Annotated in this window: 19 protein-coding genes; 7 read left to right on the plus strand and 12 right to left on the minus strand. The window is 37.4% G+C overall.

Features of this window, described 5'->3' with window-relative positions; all coding sequences use genetic code 11:
- Positions 1 to 4 precede the first annotated feature (4 nt).
- On the minus strand, positions 5 to 1,777 hold the full coding sequence (locus tag J3U42_RS05260; RefSeq protein WP_267328770.1) for a DUF3413 domain-containing protein: 1,773 nt from the start codon (positions 1,775 to 1,777) through the stop codon (positions 5 to 7).
- A gap of 388 nt (positions 1,778 to 2,165) precedes the next feature.
- Here J3U42_RS05260 and J3U42_RS05265 point away from each other — a divergent pair, with 388 nt between their 5' ends.
- The 3 genes from J3U42_RS05265 (at position 2,166) to J3U42_RS05275 (ending at position 5,908) form a co-directional block, all read left to right on the plus strand.
- Positions 2,166 to 3,743, plus strand: a complete 1,578-nt coding sequence (locus J3U42_RS05265; RefSeq protein ID WP_416380444.1) for an AAA family ATPase — start codon at positions 2,166 to 2,168, stop codon at positions 3,741 to 3,743.
- A 142-nt stretch (positions 3,744 to 3,885) separates the two neighbouring features.
- Complete coding sequence (fabA, locus tag J3U42_RS05270; RefSeq protein ID WP_220219625.1) at positions 3,886 to 4,407, plus strand: bifunctional 3-hydroxydecanoyl-ACP dehydratase/trans-2-decenoyl-ACP isomerase; 522 nt, start codon at positions 3,886 to 3,888, stop codon at positions 4,405 to 4,407.
- 1,015 nt (positions 4,408 to 5,422) lie between these two features.
- Positions 5,423 to 5,908 carry a thermonuclease family protein gene (locus tag J3U42_RS05275; protein ID WP_267335869.1) on the plus strand — a complete coding sequence of 162 codons (486 nt, stop codon included), beginning with the start codon at positions 5,423 to 5,425 and terminating at the stop codon, positions 5,906 to 5,908.
- Positions 5,909 to 5,922: 14 nt separating this feature from the next.
- Here the strand turns inward: J3U42_RS05275 and J3U42_RS05280 are convergent, their stop codons facing one another.
- The 4 genes from J3U42_RS05280 to J3U42_RS05295 form a co-directional block, all read right to left on the minus strand.
- The gene (locus tag J3U42_RS05280) at positions 5,923 to 6,204 is read right to left on the minus strand and encodes a DUF5339 domain-containing protein (protein ID WP_220219302.1); all 282 of its coding nucleotides are present in this window, start codon (positions 6,202 to 6,204) and stop codon (positions 5,923 to 5,925) included.
- A 177-nt stretch (positions 6,205 to 6,381) separates the two neighbouring features.
- Positions 6,382 to 6,591 (minus strand): cold shock domain-containing protein, encoded by a 210-nt coding sequence (locus J3U42_RS05285; protein WP_220219301.1) that lies wholly within the window; start codon positions 6,589 to 6,591, stop codon positions 6,382 to 6,384.
- A 313-nt stretch (positions 6,592 to 6,904) separates the two neighbouring features.
- Positions 6,905 to 7,714 (minus strand): pyrroline-5-carboxylate reductase, encoded by an 810-nt coding sequence (gene proC, locus J3U42_RS05290; protein ID WP_267335870.1) that lies wholly within the window; start codon positions 7,712 to 7,714, stop codon positions 6,905 to 6,907.
- A 144-nt stretch (positions 7,715 to 7,858) separates the two neighbouring features.
- A complete protein-coding gene (locus tag J3U42_RS05295) occupies positions 7,859 to 8,815 on the minus strand; it encodes a type IV pilus twitching motility protein PilT (protein WP_267328766.1) in 957 nt (318 codons plus the stop codon).
- 33 nt (positions 8,816 to 8,848) lie between these two features.
- Between J3U42_RS05295 and J3U42_RS05300 the strand changes: the two genes are divergently transcribed.
- Together J3U42_RS05300 and J3U42_RS05305 are read left to right on the plus strand one after the other, a co-directional pair.
- Positions 8,849 to 9,550 (plus strand): YggS family pyridoxal phosphate-dependent enzyme, encoded by a 702-nt coding sequence (locus J3U42_RS05300; protein WP_267335871.1) that lies wholly within the window; start codon positions 8,849 to 8,851, stop codon positions 9,548 to 9,550.
- Positions 9,551 to 9,586: 36 nt separating this feature from the next.
- On the plus strand, positions 9,587 to 10,144 hold the full coding sequence (locus J3U42_RS05305) for a YggT family protein (RefSeq protein WP_220219297.1): 558 nt from the start codon (positions 9,587 to 9,589) through the stop codon (positions 10,142 to 10,144).
- Between the two features lie 32 nt (positions 10,145 to 10,176).
- Here the strand turns inward: J3U42_RS05305 and J3U42_RS05310 are convergent, their stop codons facing one another.
- The 4 genes from J3U42_RS05310 to corA form a co-directional block, all read right to left on the minus strand.
- Positions 10,177 to 10,599, minus strand: coding sequence for a YcgN family cysteine cluster protein (locus J3U42_RS05310; protein WP_220219296.1), 423 nt, complete (start codon positions 10,597 to 10,599; stop codon positions 10,177 to 10,179).
- Entirely contained in the window at positions 10,596 to 10,844 is a 249-nt protein-coding gene (locus J3U42_RS05315) for a YcgL domain-containing protein (protein WP_220219295.1), read from the minus strand. The genes J3U42_RS05310 and J3U42_RS05315 overlap by 4 nt, the downstream gene beginning before the upstream one ends.
- Before the next feature lie 24 nt (positions 10,845 to 10,868).
- Positions 10,869 to 11,828 (minus strand): glucokinase, encoded by a 960-nt coding sequence (glk, locus tag J3U42_RS05320; RefSeq protein ID WP_267335872.1) that lies wholly within the window; start codon positions 11,826 to 11,828, stop codon positions 10,869 to 10,871.
- 197 nt (positions 11,829 to 12,025) lie between these two features.
- The gene (corA, locus tag J3U42_RS05325; RefSeq protein WP_220219293.1) at positions 12,026 to 12,967 is read right to left on the minus strand and encodes a magnesium/cobalt transporter CorA; all 942 of its coding nucleotides are present in this window, start codon (positions 12,965 to 12,967) and stop codon (positions 12,026 to 12,028) included.
- A 216-nt stretch (positions 12,968 to 13,183) separates the two neighbouring features.
- Here corA and J3U42_RS05330 point away from each other — a divergent pair, with 216 nt between their 5' ends.
- Positions 13,184 to 13,702: a single-stranded DNA-binding protein gene (locus J3U42_RS05330; protein ID WP_220219292.1), complete on the plus strand. Its 519-nt coding sequence runs from the start codon at positions 13,184 to 13,186 to the stop codon at positions 13,700 to 13,702.
- Between the two features lie 117 nt (positions 13,703 to 13,819).
- Positions 13,820 to 14,482, plus strand: a complete 663-nt coding sequence (locus J3U42_RS05335; protein WP_220219624.1) for a MarC family NAAT transporter — start codon at positions 13,820 to 13,822, stop codon at positions 14,480 to 14,482.
- Between the two features lie 17 nt (positions 14,483 to 14,499).
- Here J3U42_RS05335 and J3U42_RS05340 read toward each other — a convergent pair whose 3' ends face one another.
- The 3 genes from J3U42_RS05340 to J3U42_RS05350 are packed head-to-tail and all read right to left on the minus strand — an operon-like array spanning position 14,500 to position 16,167.
- Positions 14,500 to 15,192 carry a DUF2461 domain-containing protein gene (locus J3U42_RS05340; RefSeq protein ID WP_220219291.1) on the minus strand — a complete coding sequence of 231 codons (693 nt, stop codon included), beginning with the start codon at positions 15,190 to 15,192 and terminating at the stop codon, positions 14,500 to 14,502.
- A gap of 3 nt (positions 15,193 to 15,195) precedes the next feature.
- Entirely contained in the window at positions 15,196 to 15,960 is a 765-nt protein-coding gene (gene kdsB, locus J3U42_RS05345) for a 3-deoxy-manno-octulosonate cytidylyltransferase (protein WP_267335873.1), read from the minus strand.
- 21 nt (positions 15,961 to 15,981) lie between these two features.
- Positions 15,982 to 16,167, minus strand: a complete 186-nt coding sequence (locus tag J3U42_RS05350; protein ID WP_220219289.1) for a Trm112 family protein — start codon at positions 16,165 to 16,167, stop codon at positions 15,982 to 15,984.
- Positions 16,168 to 16,170: the final 3 nt, after the last annotated feature.

Consider the following 16,170-nt stretch of genomic DNA (forward strand, 5'->3'; position numbering starts at 1 on the left):
TTATTTAGTTATCCACCACCATAAAGCGCCGGTTTTCAGTCACAATCTGCAAAAACAGCGGTAAACTCATCTTTTCACTTTTTTGTAACTTGCCAGTTAAATTGTAGATTTTTGAACGACCAAAGGCATCAATAACAATCGTTTTATCGTCATACAAGGCAGCAATTGCATTTTCACCCCCTGCCACAACCCATTGCCGTGGGCTTTGATTAAATAAGTTTTTACCTTGACTGTATTGTTGTGGTGGCGTTGTTACATTCAATACGTCTTGCATTAATGTGCGTAAAATATCCGTTTGAGATGTAATATCAGTGATTTTTGCTTTATCTTTATTTGGCCATGCGATAATCAATGGCATTTTAAGCACTTCCCGATTAAAACGATCACCACTTTCACGGAAAACCAATTTTTTGCTTTCATCAATCGAAATATCATTTGAGCCGGTGATAATAATCACCGTGTTATCATAAGCGCCACTTTGTTTCAGATAGGCGATCAAGGATTGTAAATATTGATCTAACTTTTTAGCATCTGACGCTAATTCGGTTATGGTCATCTTTTTGTTTTTCACGCCAAGCGAGTAGTGGATCAATGAGAACAGTGGCGCGTGATTTTCAAGTTTATTTTGCTCATCGTGCCATGCCATCCAATAGTCGGTAGTTTGTTTATTGGACTGTTTTTTCGGTTCCGGCAGCGTAAAGTTAGACAGTAACGCATAACGGTATAAAGGCTCAACAAAACCGCTGGATGAAAACAACCCAAGATTGTAGTGTTGCTTAGCAACAGTATCAAATAAAACCGAAGTCTTATGGCTAGCCAAAATACTGTTGTAATAATTAGGATCTAATCCATAAAACAGTGAAAAGTTATTCAAATAGGCTTGATTGCTAGCACTAAAGTGGTTGTCGAACTGTAGATTGTCTTGTGCAAATTCTTTTAGCCAAGGCATATTGTTGGCTAATAGCTGTTCACTCCAACCGTCAATGACAACCATTAATACATTTTGCTTTGTTTGTGGCTCATCAAATACCACTCGTCCCAGTGGGTATTCGATAGCAATAGCAAATGGGTTGCCTTCTTGAATGGTACGATTTCGGTAGTCGTTCTCTTCAATAAAGCCATATCGTTCAAGGAAATGACGAGCCGTTAACGGGTAAGATAACGGTAAACTCGAACGCTGCATTGTAATTGGACGATAAAAGTTCGCATCAGCCCAGATATGAATTAGGTGAGATGAAACAAAACAGAGAATAAAGCCGATAACAACCGGTTTTGCATAGCGCTTACGTTTACTTAAACTACGCAGTTTTTTCCAGCTCCATAACGAAAATAGAATTTCAATCAGTAAAATAAACGGAATTAAAATAAATGCTGTGCTTAAAAAAGAGGCTTTATTTGAACTCAGTAACTGCCAAATTGATAAGTTAAGGTGCATTCTGAAATGTGAAAAGACCTCTAAATCAATTAACAGTAAAGTAATTCCTAAAGTGGCAATAATAGTGGCGAAAATCCGCTGCCAACGTGAGGAATGGATAAAAAAACTGAGCGGAAAAATAAGTACCAAATAAGTAATAAATGTCAAATAACTAAAATGCCCCATTACACTAATAATGGCATAAAATCGCCCCATAAATGTACGTGGCCAATCAGCGATCACCAAATATTGACTACCCAGTATAATGACTACAAAAATATTAAACAGCGTGAACCAGTGTCCCCAACTGACAATCTGCGAAGCTTGGTCATCTTTGATGTGATTATTTTTGAGTTTGAGCATATATAATTGTTGATAATGATATTAAATGAAGAAAACGAAACATTAAAAATTCCCGACAGTTTACCCGATTTTGAAAAATCTTTCTGTAATTTTTTTATTTGTTAGCACAAAGATCCCTGTTATCTGTTGGCGTTGTAATCGATACTTGCTATAATTCAAAATATAATTTAGCTGATCAAATAAGATAATAATTTTGGCAATCAAACAACTCAAATCACAACAGATCCAACCCGATACAAATCTAATCGTAGAACTTGCAAAAAAGAACAAAACACAGGCCGATTTACCGGATTTTGGATCAACAAATGTGCTCGCTTGGCAACCTCGTGTCGCCTCAGCGGTATCGCTTTTATGCAATAAAAAGACATCAAAATATCGCTCTCGTTTTATGTTATTAAAAGCCACCGAAAGCGAGCTATTTTTTGATTTGTTAAAACAATCGGTTAAAACCAACTTAGCTGAGCCAGCGTTAGGGTATAGTTACAATATTAGTGAAAATAAGATCACTTTAACCACGGCCAAAACCCGTCAAGACAACTTTGCTATTGAAGATAATTGCTTAGCGCAAACTAGCGTTGATCTAGAAAAACTCTTTGGCTGTGTCAGGCAGCCGGACAATCGTCCAATCAAATTGCAAGCAGGGTTAGTTCATCACGCTAATGGTGGTGTGCTCATTTTAGGTTTGCGTTCGCTATTATCGCAACCTGCACTGTGGGTTAAATTAAAACAGATGATTAATAATGGCGTGTTTGAATGGTTTTCAGCCGATGATGCCCACCCTTTACCGTTATCCATTCCAGCCATGCCGCTAGATTTACGGTTAATTTTAGTTGGTGACCGGCTAAGTATGACTGAATTGCAGGAGTTTGAACCGGAGTTTTTCAATTCAGCCATCTATGCTGAATTTGAAAACGAATTAACAATATCATCAGACAAGCAAATCGATCAGTGGACGAATTATCTGCAATTTATTGCCCAACAATTACAATTACCGGCTATTGAACCGACTGCTTTTATGACAATATTTAAACAAGCAACCCGCTTTACCGGCGATCAAAACTGTCTTCCGTTATCGGTAGAGTGGGCACAATCGCTACTGCTTGAGGCAAGTTATTTTGCCGAAAATAATCAGATTGATAAACTTGCTGTGGGTAAAGCACTTGAACAAAAAGCATGGCGTGAGAACTATCTCACTGAGCGCTTTCATGATGAGTTTTTTACCGATCAAATCGTGATTAACACTAAAGACCAAGTTGTCGGGCAAATTAATGGGTTATCCGTCCTTGAATACCCCGGCTACCCAAAAGCAATTGGTGAGCCAACCCGATTAAGTTGTCTTGTGCATTATGGCGACGGTGAATTTATTGATATTGAGCGCAAAACCGAACTGGCGGGAAATATCCACTCTAAAGGTATGATGATTATGCAGGCTTTTATTATGTCTGAATTTGCCATTAATCATCAATTGCCCTTTTCTACATCGTTAGTATTTGAACAATCTTATAGCGAGATTGACGGTGACAGTGCATCGCTAGCCGGTTTATGCGCGATTATTAGCGCCCTATCCGGTCAAGCTATCGACCAGCAATTGGCAGTAACCGGCTCAGTGGATCAATTCGGCCATGTTCAATCAATCGGCGGGGTAAATGAAAAAATTGAAGGTTTTTTTGCCGTTTGTCAGCATCAAGGCTTTACCGGCCAACAAGGTGTGATTATTCCGGCAAGCAATCAACGTCACTTAAGTTTAAGTGATGAGGTGATAGCTGCGGTTGAGCAAGATAAATTCTCGATTTGGACGGTAGAGCATATCGCTGATGCCCTGTATTTATTAACCGGCATTCCCTACAAAGATGAGGCGAATATCAGCCTATATAAATTGATTCATGCTCGTATGCAGTCACTGCTAGTGCAAGAAAAAAAGCAAGATAGTTGGTTTAGCAGGTGGCAAAAATATTGCAAAAAATAGCAATACACAATAAACTTTACCGCCAGGCGCCATTGATAAATGGCTAAGTAACTCACATTACACCGTTACTATTATGCGTAATATTTTAGTCAATAGTGATGTTTATAATCGTGTATGTAATGACAAAATAAAAGGCTTTTTTATGACATTTGAACGTAAATCTTCGTACGATAAAGCGGATCTCATTAAATCGGGAAACAATGAACTCTTTGGTCATGACGGTCCCCCATTACCTTCTGATTTAATGTTAATGATGGATCGTGTTGTTAACATGGATGAGCAAGGCGGTAACTTTGGCAAAGGTTATGTTGAAGCTGAACTTGATATTAACCCTGACTTATGGTTTTTCAAATGTCATTTTAAAAATGATCCGGTGATGCCCGGTTGCCTTGGGCTTGATGCCATGTGGCAATTAGTGGGCTTTTATTTAGGCTGGATTGGTGGTAAAGGTAAAGGCCGAGCGCTGGGCGTAGGCGAGGTAAAATTCGCTGGTCAAGTATTACCAACCAATAAAAAAGTCACCTATAAAATACATTTTAAACGTGTCATTAACCGTAAATTAATTATGGGTATCGGTGACGGTGAAGTTTATGTTGACGGTAAACTTATCTATCAAGCTTCTGATCTAAAAGTCGGGCTATTTCAAGATACTAACGCTTTTTAATTTTTAGTTAAGCTTACTCAGCCTTACAGTTAATCGGTAAGGCTGATCGATAGTTTAATTTTCCAATCTATCTCGCCACTCTGCCAAATCTTTATTTCTGACTATTTTGATATTACTAACCTATCTTCCATAAGTGATTTTAGTCAATCAATTCGCAATTCAGTGAAAAACGGATAGCTAGCAAACGAATGAATCTAATTGATGAATAACAAGCTATTATTGGCTTGATGCATGCTTTACTCATTTAGTATTTTTGAAATTGCTACCCTCTCTTCCGTAAGTGATTTTAGTCAATCAATTCGCAATTCAGTGAAAAACGGATAGCTAGCAAACGAATCTAATTGATGAATAACAAGCTATTATTGGGCTTGATGCAGCTTTACTCATTTAGTATTTTTGAAATTGCTAGCCTCTCTTCCATAAGTGATTTAGTCAATCAATTCGCAATTCAGTGAAAAACGAATAGCAGGCAAACGAATCTAATTGATGACTAACAAGCTATTATTGGCTTGATGCAGCTTTACTCATTTAGTATTTTTGAAATTGCTAGCCTCTCTTCCATAAGTGATTTAGTCAATCAATTCGCAATTCAGTGAAAAACGGATAGCAAGCAAACGAATCTAATTGATGAATAACAAGCTAATATTGGGCTTGGTACACGCTTTGTGTATTTAATATTTTTGGAATTGCTAGTCTCTCTTCCAAAAGTGATTTTAGTCAATCAATCCGCAATTCAGTGAAAAACGGATAGCTAGCAAACGAATCTAATTGATGAATAACAAGCTATTATTGGGCTTGGTACACGCTTTGTGTATTTAATATTTTTGGAATTGCTAGTCTCTCTTCCATAAATGATTTAGTCAATCAATCCGCAATTCAGTGAAAAACGAATAGCAGGCAAAGGAATCTAATTGATGAAAAACAAGCTAATATTGGGCTAGATACACGCTTTGCGCATTTAGTATTTTTGGTATTATCGGTATAATAATTTAAATTTTTGTAATTGTTGCCACTTATGAAATTAGTTAATCGTTTTTTCCTTGCAATTTTATTATTTTGCCTGTCAATTGGTGTAGTTTTTGCCGACTTAAATGGTACAGTCATTAAGGTGCTCGACGGTGATACGATCGATTTACTGACAATCACAAACCAAAAAGTACGAATCCGTTTGCTGGATATTGATGCACCGGAGAAAGGTCAAGCATATGGTAATGCATCAAGAAAATATTTAGCCTCACTTATTGCCGGCAAATATGTGTTTGTCAAAGCAAACAAAAAAGATATTTACAATAGGACATTAGGCACGATCTTTTATAATAAAATGAATATTAATGCCAAAATGGTTGAAAATGGTTATGCGTGGGCATATCGATATCGAGGTAAAGCAAGCAATAAATTAATGGTTAAACGAGAAAAGCAAGCCAAATTAAACAACAAAGGGCTATGGAAAGACAAAAATCCGATAGCCCCTTGGCAATTTCGTTATCGTAATAAACAATAAACCTTAACTAAATATTATTTTTTAGTAGGCGTAGCTGCTTGAGCTTGTTTAAGTGCTTCAATACCTTGTTTACATGCAGATTCTTGAGTATCAGTAGGCATTGCCGCTACTTGTTGTTTGCTTTGCTCAAGTCCTGATTTCATCATTTCTAATTGTTCTGCTGTTAATCCTGCAGTTGGCATATCTTTGATATATTCATCGATGCTATCAAAGTAAGTTTGACAAGTAGCAGATAAATCAGCCATGGCAAAAGAAGATAAACTTAATAATACAACAGATAATGCTAACTTTTTCATTGTGTTTCCTTATAATCAATTAATTTTCATTAGATTGTTGTCAACATAAAACAACATTGCTTAAAAAGCAGGAATTATAATATAAAACAAAATGGTAAAAGTCTAGAAAAAAGAAGTAAAGAAATACTGAGGTGGGAACTTACCAGTAACAAGTTACTGGTAAGAAAATAATCAAAATTAGATTATTGTTACATCTGCAGCAGAAGGACCACGTGGGCTATCTTGAATTGAAAATTCAACTTGTTGACCTTCGCCTAAAGTTTTGAATCCGTCACCAGTAATCGCTGAGAAGTGAACAAATACATCTTTGCTGCCGTCAGCAGGAGATATAAAACCAAAACCTTTACTTTCGTTGAACCATTTAACTTGACCTGTTTTTTTAGACATAATAATTTTCCTATAAATAAATTTATCTCAGCCATTAAGGGCTATATTCAAATACATAAAACCTAGACTACTTAAGAACACTGAGAAGAAAAGATGAAGAAAACTAATACAAATCTTGATATCAAGTAAACTACAAACTACGCGAATCAAATGTTACAAAATAAATCTGCATGTTATATGCTGGTGACTATTAACGCACAAAATGTTAAACAACGCAAGCAATCTTTCAATTTATTTAGCTATCCTCGCTAAAAAATCATTTATCATAATTAATTAGTGAGGATACCATGACCCCGATAATAAAATTCAATGATTACTTTTCAGCAAGCTCTTTTGATTTATTGATCGTTGCTTCAACTGCATCAATCACCGCTGCTCTAAAGCCTTTTTCTTCAAGCATCTGCACCCCTTCAATAGTGGTGCCAGCCGGTGAGCAGACCATATCTTTCAACTCGCCGGGATGTTTGCCAGTAGCGAGTAACAGTTTGGCTGATCCCATTACGGCTTGCGCTGCAAATTTATAGGCTTGATTTCTTGATAATCCGGCTTTGACCGCTCCGTCAGCTAGCGCTTCGATAAACATAAAAACAAAAGCCGGTGAAGAACCACTCGCACCAATAACGGCATCAATTAAATATTCGGGGACAACTTCAGTTTCACCAATACAATTTAATAATCGTTGTACAATCGACAGCTCATCATCTGTCACTTCAGTATTTGGCGTAATGGAGCACATCGCCGCATTAACTAATGCCGGTGTATTTGGCATAACTCGGACAATTTTTTGTTCATAGCCGACACATTTGGCTATGGTTTTAATTGTCACGCCTGCTGCAATTGAGATCACAATAGTATTTTTCTTTAATTCTTTTTGAATATCGTTTAACACATCAACAATGACATTAGGCTTTACCGCAATAAAAACAAGATCGGATTCACGTGCGACATCTCTGGCGGACGCTAAATTATTGATTGCATGTGACGCATTTAATGCTTGCCCTTTTTCAGGGTGAGGATCATAAACATAAATTTGGTTTCCTTGCACAATATTACTGGTTAATATGCCTTGTAATATAGCATTTCCCATATTGCCCAAACCGATAATACCTATACGCTGTTCCATCTATTTTACTCCCCCATTTTTTGAGCTAAATTTGTAACGATTATAGATTACTTTATGCCTAAAACTCAAATCAAAAGCGCAGGCATCATGCTCTGTAAATCCCTGCTTCGATGTTGCAATACCGCATCGCCTTTTATCATTATTTTACTCAGTGATTGAATGATGAGTATCAGGCATCAGTTGCATGCCATGTTGTTGTCCGGTCTGTATCAACGATAAAATCTGTTTGGTTTTGCCCTCTTTTATTAAGTTAGCAACTGCCGGAGTGTTAATCAGGACTTCAAAAAGGGCTTTACGCTGGTTATCAACCGTGATTAACTGCTGGCATACAATCGCTTGTAAACTATCGGATAATTGACTACGAATAAAGTTTTGCGCATTGCCTTCAAATACATCTATCAGACGATTTATCGTTTCAATCGCCGAACGGGTATGTAATGTTGCTAAAACTAAATGTCCCGTTTCAGCAACCGACAAAGCCGCTTCGATCGATTGTTTATTGCGTAGTTCGCCAAATAGGATAATATCGGGATCTTGTCTTAAAAGACTTTCCATTGCTTGATCAAATTGCGATAATTCACGTTGTTCAATTAATGACTTGTCATTTTGATAGATATACTCAATAGGATCTTCTAAAGTAATAATATGTTTTGCTTGGGTTTGATTTATATATTGGATTAAGGATGCTAATGTGGTTGATTTACCACTACCGGTTGCGCCAGTAACCAGAATGATTCCCGATTGTTGGTTAACTAGCGTTTTTAAAACAGCAGGGACGCCAATTTCAGACATGTCAGCAATGCGGTCATTGATAATTCGAAATACTGCCGATATGCCACGTTGTTGATAGAAAATATTAACCCGAAAGCGCCCTATTTCATTGTGAAATGCCAAATCAAGTTGGCCATATTGCTGCAACTTATTTACCTGACACATATCGAGCAAGGCAAACAGTTCTGTTTCCAGTTGCGTTGATGATAATTTGTTATCTGATACAAATTGCAATTGTCCGTTAATACGCATACACGGGAAAGCGCCGCTGGAAAGGTGCAAATCCGAGGCATTTTGCGCTACACTAAGTGACAAAATTGATTTTAACATTTACTTTAACCTAAAATTTAATTGAGAATAAACATGAATACTGTAACTGACAATTTAAAGACAATTAAAAATGAAATAATCCAAATCGCTCAACAATGCGATCGTGATCCCAATTCCATTGAGCTTATTGCTGTCAGTAAAACAAAACCTGTCGAATTAATCACACAAGCGATTGAAGCAGGACAATTCTCTTTTGGTGAAAATTATGTGCAAGAAGGTGTTGAAAAGATCCAATATTTCAAACAACATCAGCCAACTACTGCATTGATTTGGCATTTTATTGGTCCGTTGCAATCGAATAAAACCAAATTAGTTGCGGAAAACTTTGATTGGATGCACACGTTAGATCGCTTCAAAATCGCACAGCGTTTAAATGATCAACGCCCCGATAACATGGCAAAACTTAATGTTCTTATCCAAGTCAATATTAGTCAAGAAGCCAGTAAATCCGGAATATTACCGCAACAAGTTGAAGATTTAGTTGAGCAGGTTATCACTTTGCCTAAGCTAAATTTAAAAGGGTTAATGGCGATACCGGAAATAGAAAATGATTTTGAAAAGCAATTAGTTGTTTTTCAACAAATGCAACAGCTTTTACAATCATTACAGGTAAAATACCCATTTATGGATCAGTTATCCATGGGCATGAGTGGCGATATGAAAGCAGCCATTATGGCAGGTAGTACCATGGTGCGTATTGGCACTGCGATCTTTGGAGCAAGACAATATTTATGATATATTGCTGGCAGATAATATATTAAGGAGTACTAAATGATATCACTTATCTTCCTGGGAAATACTGTTTTAACCGTTTGCTTATATGTCATCATTTTACGCTTGTGGATGCAACGAGTGCGGGTTAATTTCGATTTTCCATTCACACAATTTATTGTTCGCATTACCCAACCGGTAATTGCCCCGCTACGAAGATTGATTCCGTCAATTGGGCGGATAGATACCGCCACATGGGTTATCTTTTATATCGTTGCAATAATTAAAGTTATTTTCTTATTTCGCTTTAAAGTGATAAATGCACCACTGTGGAATTCTGCCTATTTATGGTATGCCGTTGCGGTTATGGCACATGCAATTGGACACTTACTTTTTTGGTTACTATTTTTTAGAGCGCTTTTAAGTTGGATAAGTCGTGGTCAATCTTCTGCCGACCAGTTACTTGCTCAATTAACCGAGCCATTGGTTGCACCAATCCGTCGTGTCGTTCCACCGATTGGCATGATTGATATCTCATTTATGATAGTGATGTTTATCTTAATCTTTTTGAATTTATTCGCTATTGATATTTTTGGTAATTTTTGGTTAATGCTATAAGCATTTAAAAAAAGGGAGCAATGCTCCCTTTTTTATAGAATGTGATCTTCCCAAAAAATCACATCTTTTTCGTAAACAATCCGATTTCTGACCGATATTTTAAGTTTATGCATCATTTTTTTACTTCCCGTTATCAGTGGGTGCCACTCTGGCAGTTCGCCAGTTTGAGAAAAATAACGGTAGGTACATGTTAAAGGCAACCACTCAATAGTCAGCAGATTTTCACGGGTTAACTTGACGCAATCAGGCTCATAGTCAAAACGATTGTGATAATGTTTACATTGGCAAGTTTTTGAATCAAGTAAATTACACGCTACATTGGTGTATAGAATTTCGTCAGTATCTTCATCCATTAATTTGTTTAAGCAGCACTGACCACAACCGTCACACAGTTGTTCCCATTCATCATCTGTCATTTGCTCAAGTGTTTTGTGTTGCCAAAATGGTTCAATCATACTTTAAAGTCATCTTCATGTAACATTTGTAAGAAAAATCCATCGACCTTGATCTTTTCCTCTATCTCATCAGAAGTGCCAACAACAAACCGTCGTTTTCCATCCAATAATACTTTCATAACAAATACAGGCTTGCCAAAAATTGACATTACATTTTCAGGAATTGCGGAAAAATCATTTTCATTTTCCATATATAAATAACAGTTCTCTTTTTTATCACTACGATAAATATAACACCACATCATAAAAATAAAACCTTACTCGACTACCTACTTAAGACTATTTTGTAAATAAACACCTGCGCCAAATAGCCCCGGGTCTTCATGCGTTATCACATAAACCGGGACTTTTTTAACCAGATAAGACATTCGTCCTTTGTGTTCAAATGCTTCTCTAAATGGCGATGTTTTAAAAAATTCAATAAAGCGTGGCACAATACCGCCGGCAATATAAACCCCACCAAGCGTATTGAGGGTTAGCGCTAAGTTGCCACCAAATCGCCCCATAAACGTACAAAAATAGGTTAATGTTTCTAAACAAATCGGACAACTATTAGCAAGCGCTTGTTTGACGATAATATCAGGTGTCACATCTTCAACAGGTTGATTGTGGATCTGTAATAACGCTTGATAAATATTAACAATACCATTGCCCGACAAAAAACGCTCACTTGAAACACGCCCAAATTTTTTGCGCAACTGAGCTAAAATACGGTCTTCTGCGTCATTGGTCATCGGCAGTTCTGTATGTCCACCTTCACCGGGCAAGCTAATCCAGTTGCCATTGACTTTAATTAAGTGAGAAACGCCCAATCCGGTACCTGCGCCATAAATAGCTATCGGATAATCAAGGTCAGGCTCCTCGCCCCCTATTTTTACCAAATCTGATTTCGGTAGTTGGGGAATCGAACTCGAGACCGCCATAAAATCGTTAATCACTTCAAGTTTGCTTAGATTTAATTCTTTAATCAGCGCTGAACGTGAAAAGGATAAATTATTATTGGTCATATTAATGACATCATCTTCACCAATCGGGCAAGCGATAGCAATACAAGCCTTATCGATTGTCGTTGATTGAGACGCTAAATAATCTTTAATCAGTTTAAGTAAATCATCGTTTTTTGAAATCAGAATTTTGGTGATAGCTGAAAGCTCGTTAGTTGCTAAATTGTATAATGCGAAGCGGGCATTGGTTCCACCAATATCAGTGACTAGTGCGTATTGACTCATTGTATTCCCTTGTGTAAAAAATAAATTCTTTTTAATTGAACTGCAAGCTTTTACATCTATCAGTTGCCAAAAGCATAATAGCTTATATTATGAACTAATTATCTTGGTTTAACTAGTTGACTCTGATTGAATTTAATTAATCAATGACCGCTAACTCACCAGTTAGCGGTAAATATTCAATATGGCAAAATTCGAACTTATAACCACTTTTTCAGTTTAAAGTAGATATACGGCGCCACACCTGCTAATAGCATTAATAATAATGAAAACGGGTAACCATACTCCCATTTTAATTCAGGCATAAACTCAAAGTTCATACCATAAGCAGAAGCGACCACGGTAGGCGGTAAAAATACCACCGAAACCACTGAGAAGATCTTGATAATTCGGCTTTGCTCAATATTGATAAAACTCGTTGCAGCTTGCATTAAAAAGTTTACTTTTTGAAACAATGACTCATTATGTGGGACGAGTGATTCAATATCCCGGATTACTTCACGTGCTTGCTCTAACTGGTCAACCGGCATTTTGGCTCGACGCACTAAATAGTTAACCGCTCGCTGGCTATCCATTAAACAGAGGCGGACTTTCCAAGCCGTATCTTCCAGTTCAGCCAGTGAGGTGATCGCTTCATCATAATGCTCTTGAGCGGAACGATCCATGATAATCAAACTTAACTCTTCAAGTTCACTGTAGATATTTTCGATTTGGTCGGCTAACTGCTCTACTTTAACTTCAAACAGATCGAGTAACACTTCATAAGGATTACCGTCGTTTAAATTTTGATAACGTGAGCGCATACGATACAAGCGAAAAGCCGGTAAATCTCGTTCACGTAATGTAAATAAACGTCCATTATGTACAGTAAAAGCTACCGTTGAGTTACCGGCACGATCTTCGGCATCTTCATAAAAAAAGAAAGAGTGGACATGCAATCCTTCATTATCTTCAAAAAAACGAGCCGAGGCTTCAATATCATCCAGTTCAATACTGGTCGCTAAGTTTTGACCTAAATGTGTCAAAACAAAATCACGATCCGCTTCCTCGGGCTCAATTAAATCTATCCAAGTTGCATTTTGTATATCGCCTTCATTAATTTTTACTAATTGTTTGTTTTTTAATCCAAACGCATTAATCATAAGGCCTCCAATAAGGGAAATGTTTTATAACTTTGCATCAACAAATGGCTGGCATTATACTCGTTATAGTCAAAAATTCCTATGACTAAGCAAATCTTTCTGTAACTTTACAATTTGGAGAGAAAATTCCAATATTAAATTAAATTCGATGATGTTAATTCTGTCTCATGTTACAATAGTCACCTTAAATATTTATGCAATTTTTAGGAGTTTATAATGGCAAACCGAGGAATAAATAAAGTCATTTTAGTCGGTAACTTAGGTCAAGATCCAGAAGTTCGTTACATGCCAAATGGTAATGCTGTCGCTAATTTTAGTGTTGCAACTTCAGAATCATGGAAAGATAGACAAACAGGTGAAACCCGAGACCGAACAGAATGGCATCGCGTTGTCGTGTTTGGAAAATTAGCTGAAATTGCTGGCGAATATATCAAAAAAGGCACACAAGTTTATCTTGAAGGTCAATTACAAACTCGTAAATGGCAAGACCAATCAGGCGCCGATCGTTATACGACTGAAGTTGTAATAAACCCAATTGGCGGTACATTACAAATTTTAGGTTCACGTAACAGTGGCGATAATAGCTTTAATGACGGTTCACAAAGTTGGGGACAAAGTGCTAATAACACTTCATCTGCGCCGGCAGCACCTCGCCAAGCGGCACCAACAGCGCCAGCAGCACAACCGGCTACACCTGAGCCACCAATGGATTTTGATGACGATATTCCATTCTAATCTTATCTTTTCAAAATATTATCCTTATATTGGGCGTAAATTTACGCCCTTATATCATTTTGTATTTATTTGAATTATACTGAGTCGCAGTATGTTGATTGGATCTGTATCGATTTTATGCTGGAACTTATTCAAACTGTCGGCTTTGGTTTAATTCTTTTTATTCCTTTAACCAATCCCTTGACCACTGTAGTGCTGTTATTAGGTCTATCTGGCGATATGACCAACGAAGAACGTAATTATCAGTCTAAAATGACCTGTATTTATGTTTTTATTATTATGATTGTATCGTTTTACTGCGGCCAATTGGTGATGAATACCTTTGGTATTTCTATTCCCGGATTGCGCATAGCCGGCGGTATGATTGTCGGCATTATTGGCTTTAGAATGCTTTTCCCTCAACAACCTTCTCACAAAACACTGGAAGCCGATGCTAAGAAGAAAGAAATTTCAAATAATATTGCTTTTGTTCCTTTAGCTATTCCCAGCACGGCCGGACCGGGTACTATTGCGATGATCATCAGTATGGCATCAACCGTTAAAGGGGGCGGATATAACGTGTCTAGTTGGGTTATCTATGCCTCGTCAATACTGGTACCACTTCTCCTGTGCCTTATTCTTTGGCTTTGTATGCGTAGTGCGGGCAGTATTATGCGTTTTATGGGAAAAAGTGGCATTGAAGCCACTTCCAGAATAATGGGATTTTTACTGGTTTGTGTTGGCACACAATTTATTATTAATGGTGTAAAAGAGTTGGTAATAAACTTTCCCAATATTTAATCAACAGGTCACAGGTGCTATAAATTAGGGATATTTTTAATCATCTCTACCCGCATTAAGTAATCGTAAAGCGGTACCAGTTGCTTAAATCCTTTAATTAATTTATTGGGTAGCTCACCATTAAGTACATCTTCGATGTTATTGTTGGTTACCATTACGGCCAAATTTTTTCGGTTATACCATGTGGCAATCTTTTCATCTTGTTCTTTGATTAATGGTCGTTTGTAGCAATCACCAACCAGCTCAAATGGCTTTTTAACGCAACGTGTCATTTTTAAAAATTTGTCGGTATCATTAATTATTTCTTCACGAAATATATCCATTGTCTGTTTTGAAGCACAATAGTATCCAAGCCCGTATTGATAGTAATCGGGGCTAATTTCAAAAAAATAGGCTGGCGCTTCTTTCCAATCCCGATTAGGACGTTTAAAGGTTAACCATAAACGGCTACGATAGAGCGATTTATCTTTCGAAAAACGGGTATCACGATGTATACGGGATATGGTTTTACCAATCGCCGGACGTGTTTCAAACCACTCATCGATTTTCAACATATCGGGAGTTAACTGCTCGACCAATAGTCGAAACGGTTTAACTAAATCGTTATCATAAATAGCTCGATGTTGTTCGAACCATGGTTTACTGTTGTTGATCCAAGCATCTTGTAAAAAATTGAGTCCTGCTTGAGTAAAACCGCTAAACTTTGCCATTAATTACTCCTTAAATAATGCTCTGACTTTGTCTAAATCTTCTTGCGTATCAACCCCAATTGCCGGTGCCTGTTTTGCCACTGCAACATGGATTTTTTCACCATACCACAGTACGCGAAGTTGTTCTAGCATCTCTATTTGTTCTAAGCTAGACGGTGCCCAATTGATATATTGGCGAATAAAACCGGCTCGATAAGCATAAATGCCAATATGGCGTAAGTAAAAATCGCCAATACTTTGCCTATTTACATCTGTTGCCATTTGGGCAAATCGGTCTCTTTCCCAAGGAATGGTTGCACGTGAAAAATAGAGCGCATAACCGTCTTTATCTGTCACCACTTTTACCGCTCCGGGATTAAATGCTTCTGAGGCAGATTCGATCGGTACCGCCAACGTTGCCATACCGGTTTTATATTTAACTAAATTTTCTGCTACTTGGTCGATTATTACCGGTGGAATTAATGGCTCATCACCCTGCACATTCACAATCACTTCATCATCAGCTAATTGATAATAGTTAATGACTTCCGCTAGCCGTTCGGTGCCGGAATTATGTTTGTCGCTGGTTAAAATAACTTCTCCGCCATAACTGCTCACAACATCAAATACTTGCTGATGATCGGTTGCTATAATGACATTGGTTGCACCGGATTTTTTGGCTTGATCCATAACACGAACAATCATCGGTTTGCCGTGAATATCAGCCAGGGGTTTTGCCGGTAAACGGCTCGATGCGTACCTGGCGGGAATAATGACAGTGAATTTCATAACAGAAACCTTATATTTTATCTATTCTTGAACTGACTTAGGTTGTGCAATTGGCTTAGCTTCGGATTCAAGTAGTACCGGAATTGAATCCTTTATCGGATAAGCTAGCTGATCTGTTGTACAGATAAGTTGATGATTTTCGCTATCGAGTTCTAACTTACCATGACATTTCGGGCAAGCAATAGCACTAAGAAGAAGTTCTTTCATTTT

The sequence above is a fragment of the Gilliamella sp. B2923 genome, assembly GCF_026536565.1.
In the GTDB taxonomy this organism is placed as follows: Bacteria; Pseudomonadota; Gammaproteobacteria; order Enterobacterales; family Orbaceae; genus Gilliamella.

What these genes read in the sequence shown, in the direction of transcription:
- J3U42_RS05260 (WP_267328770.1), bottom strand. Translation starts at nt 1,777, where the DNA reads ATGCTCAAACTCAAAAATAATCACATCAAAGATGACCAAGCTTCGCAG.
- J3U42_RS05265 (WP_416380444.1), top strand. Translation starts at nt 2,166, where the DNA reads ATGTTATTAAAAGCCACCGAAAGCGAGCTATTTTTTGATTTGTTAAAA.
- fabA (WP_220219625.1), top strand. Translation starts at nt 3,886, where the DNA reads ATGACATTTGAACGTAAATCTTCGTACGATAAAGCGGATCTCATTAAA.
- J3U42_RS05275 (WP_267335869.1), top strand. Translation starts at nt 5,423, where the DNA reads ATGAAATTAGTTAATCGTTTTTTCCTTGCAATTTTATTATTTTGCCTG.
- J3U42_RS05280 (WP_220219302.1), bottom strand. Translation starts at nt 6,204, where the DNA reads ATGAAAAAGTTAGCATTATCTGTTGTATTATTAAGTTTATCTTCTTTT.
- J3U42_RS05285 (WP_220219301.1), bottom strand. Translation starts at nt 6,591, where the DNA reads ATGTCTAAAAAAACAGGTCAAGTTAAATGGTTCAACGAAAGTAAAGGT.
- proC (WP_267335870.1), bottom strand. Translation starts at nt 7,714, where the DNA reads ATGGAACAGCGTATAGGTATTATCGGTTTGGGCAATATGGGAAATGCT.
- J3U42_RS05295 (WP_267328766.1), bottom strand. Translation starts at nt 8,815, where the DNA reads ATGTTAAAATCAATTTTGTCACTTAGTGTAGCGCAAAATGCCTCGGAT.
- J3U42_RS05300 (WP_267335871.1), top strand. Translation starts at nt 8,849, where the DNA reads ATGAATACTGTAACTGACAATTTAAAGACAATTAAAAATGAAATAATC.
- J3U42_RS05305 (WP_220219297.1), top strand. Translation starts at nt 9,587, where the DNA reads ATGATATCACTTATCTTCCTGGGAAATACTGTTTTAACCGTTTGCTTA.
- J3U42_RS05310 (WP_220219296.1), bottom strand. Translation starts at nt 10,599, where the DNA reads ATGATTGAACCATTTTGGCAACACAAAACACTTGAGCAAATGACAGAT.
- J3U42_RS05315 (WP_220219295.1), bottom strand. Translation starts at nt 10,844, where the DNA reads ATGATGTGGTGTTATATTTATCGTAGTGATAAAAAAGAGAACTGTTAT.
- glk (WP_267335872.1), bottom strand. Translation starts at nt 11,828, where the DNA reads ATGAGTCAATACGCACTAGTCACTGATATTGGTGGAACCAATGCCCGC.
- corA (WP_220219293.1), bottom strand. Translation starts at nt 12,967, where the DNA reads ATGATTAATGCGTTTGGATTAAAAAACAAACAATTAGTAAAAATTAAT.
- J3U42_RS05330 (WP_220219292.1), top strand. Translation starts at nt 13,184, where the DNA reads ATGGCAAACCGAGGAATAAATAAAGTCATTTTAGTCGGTAACTTAGGT.
- J3U42_RS05335 (WP_220219624.1), top strand. Translation starts at nt 13,820, where the DNA reads ATGCTGGAACTTATTCAAACTGTCGGCTTTGGTTTAATTCTTTTTATT.
- J3U42_RS05340 (WP_220219291.1), bottom strand. Translation starts at nt 15,192, where the DNA reads ATGGCAAAGTTTAGCGGTTTTACTCAAGCAGGACTCAATTTTTTACAA.
- kdsB (WP_267335873.1), bottom strand. Translation starts at nt 15,960, where the DNA reads ATGAAATTCACTGTCATTATTCCCGCCAGGTACGCATCGAGCCGTTTA.
- J3U42_RS05350 (WP_220219289.1), bottom strand. Translation starts at nt 16,167, where the DNA reads ATGAAAGAACTTCTTCTTAGTGCTATTGCTTGCCCGAAATGTCATGGT.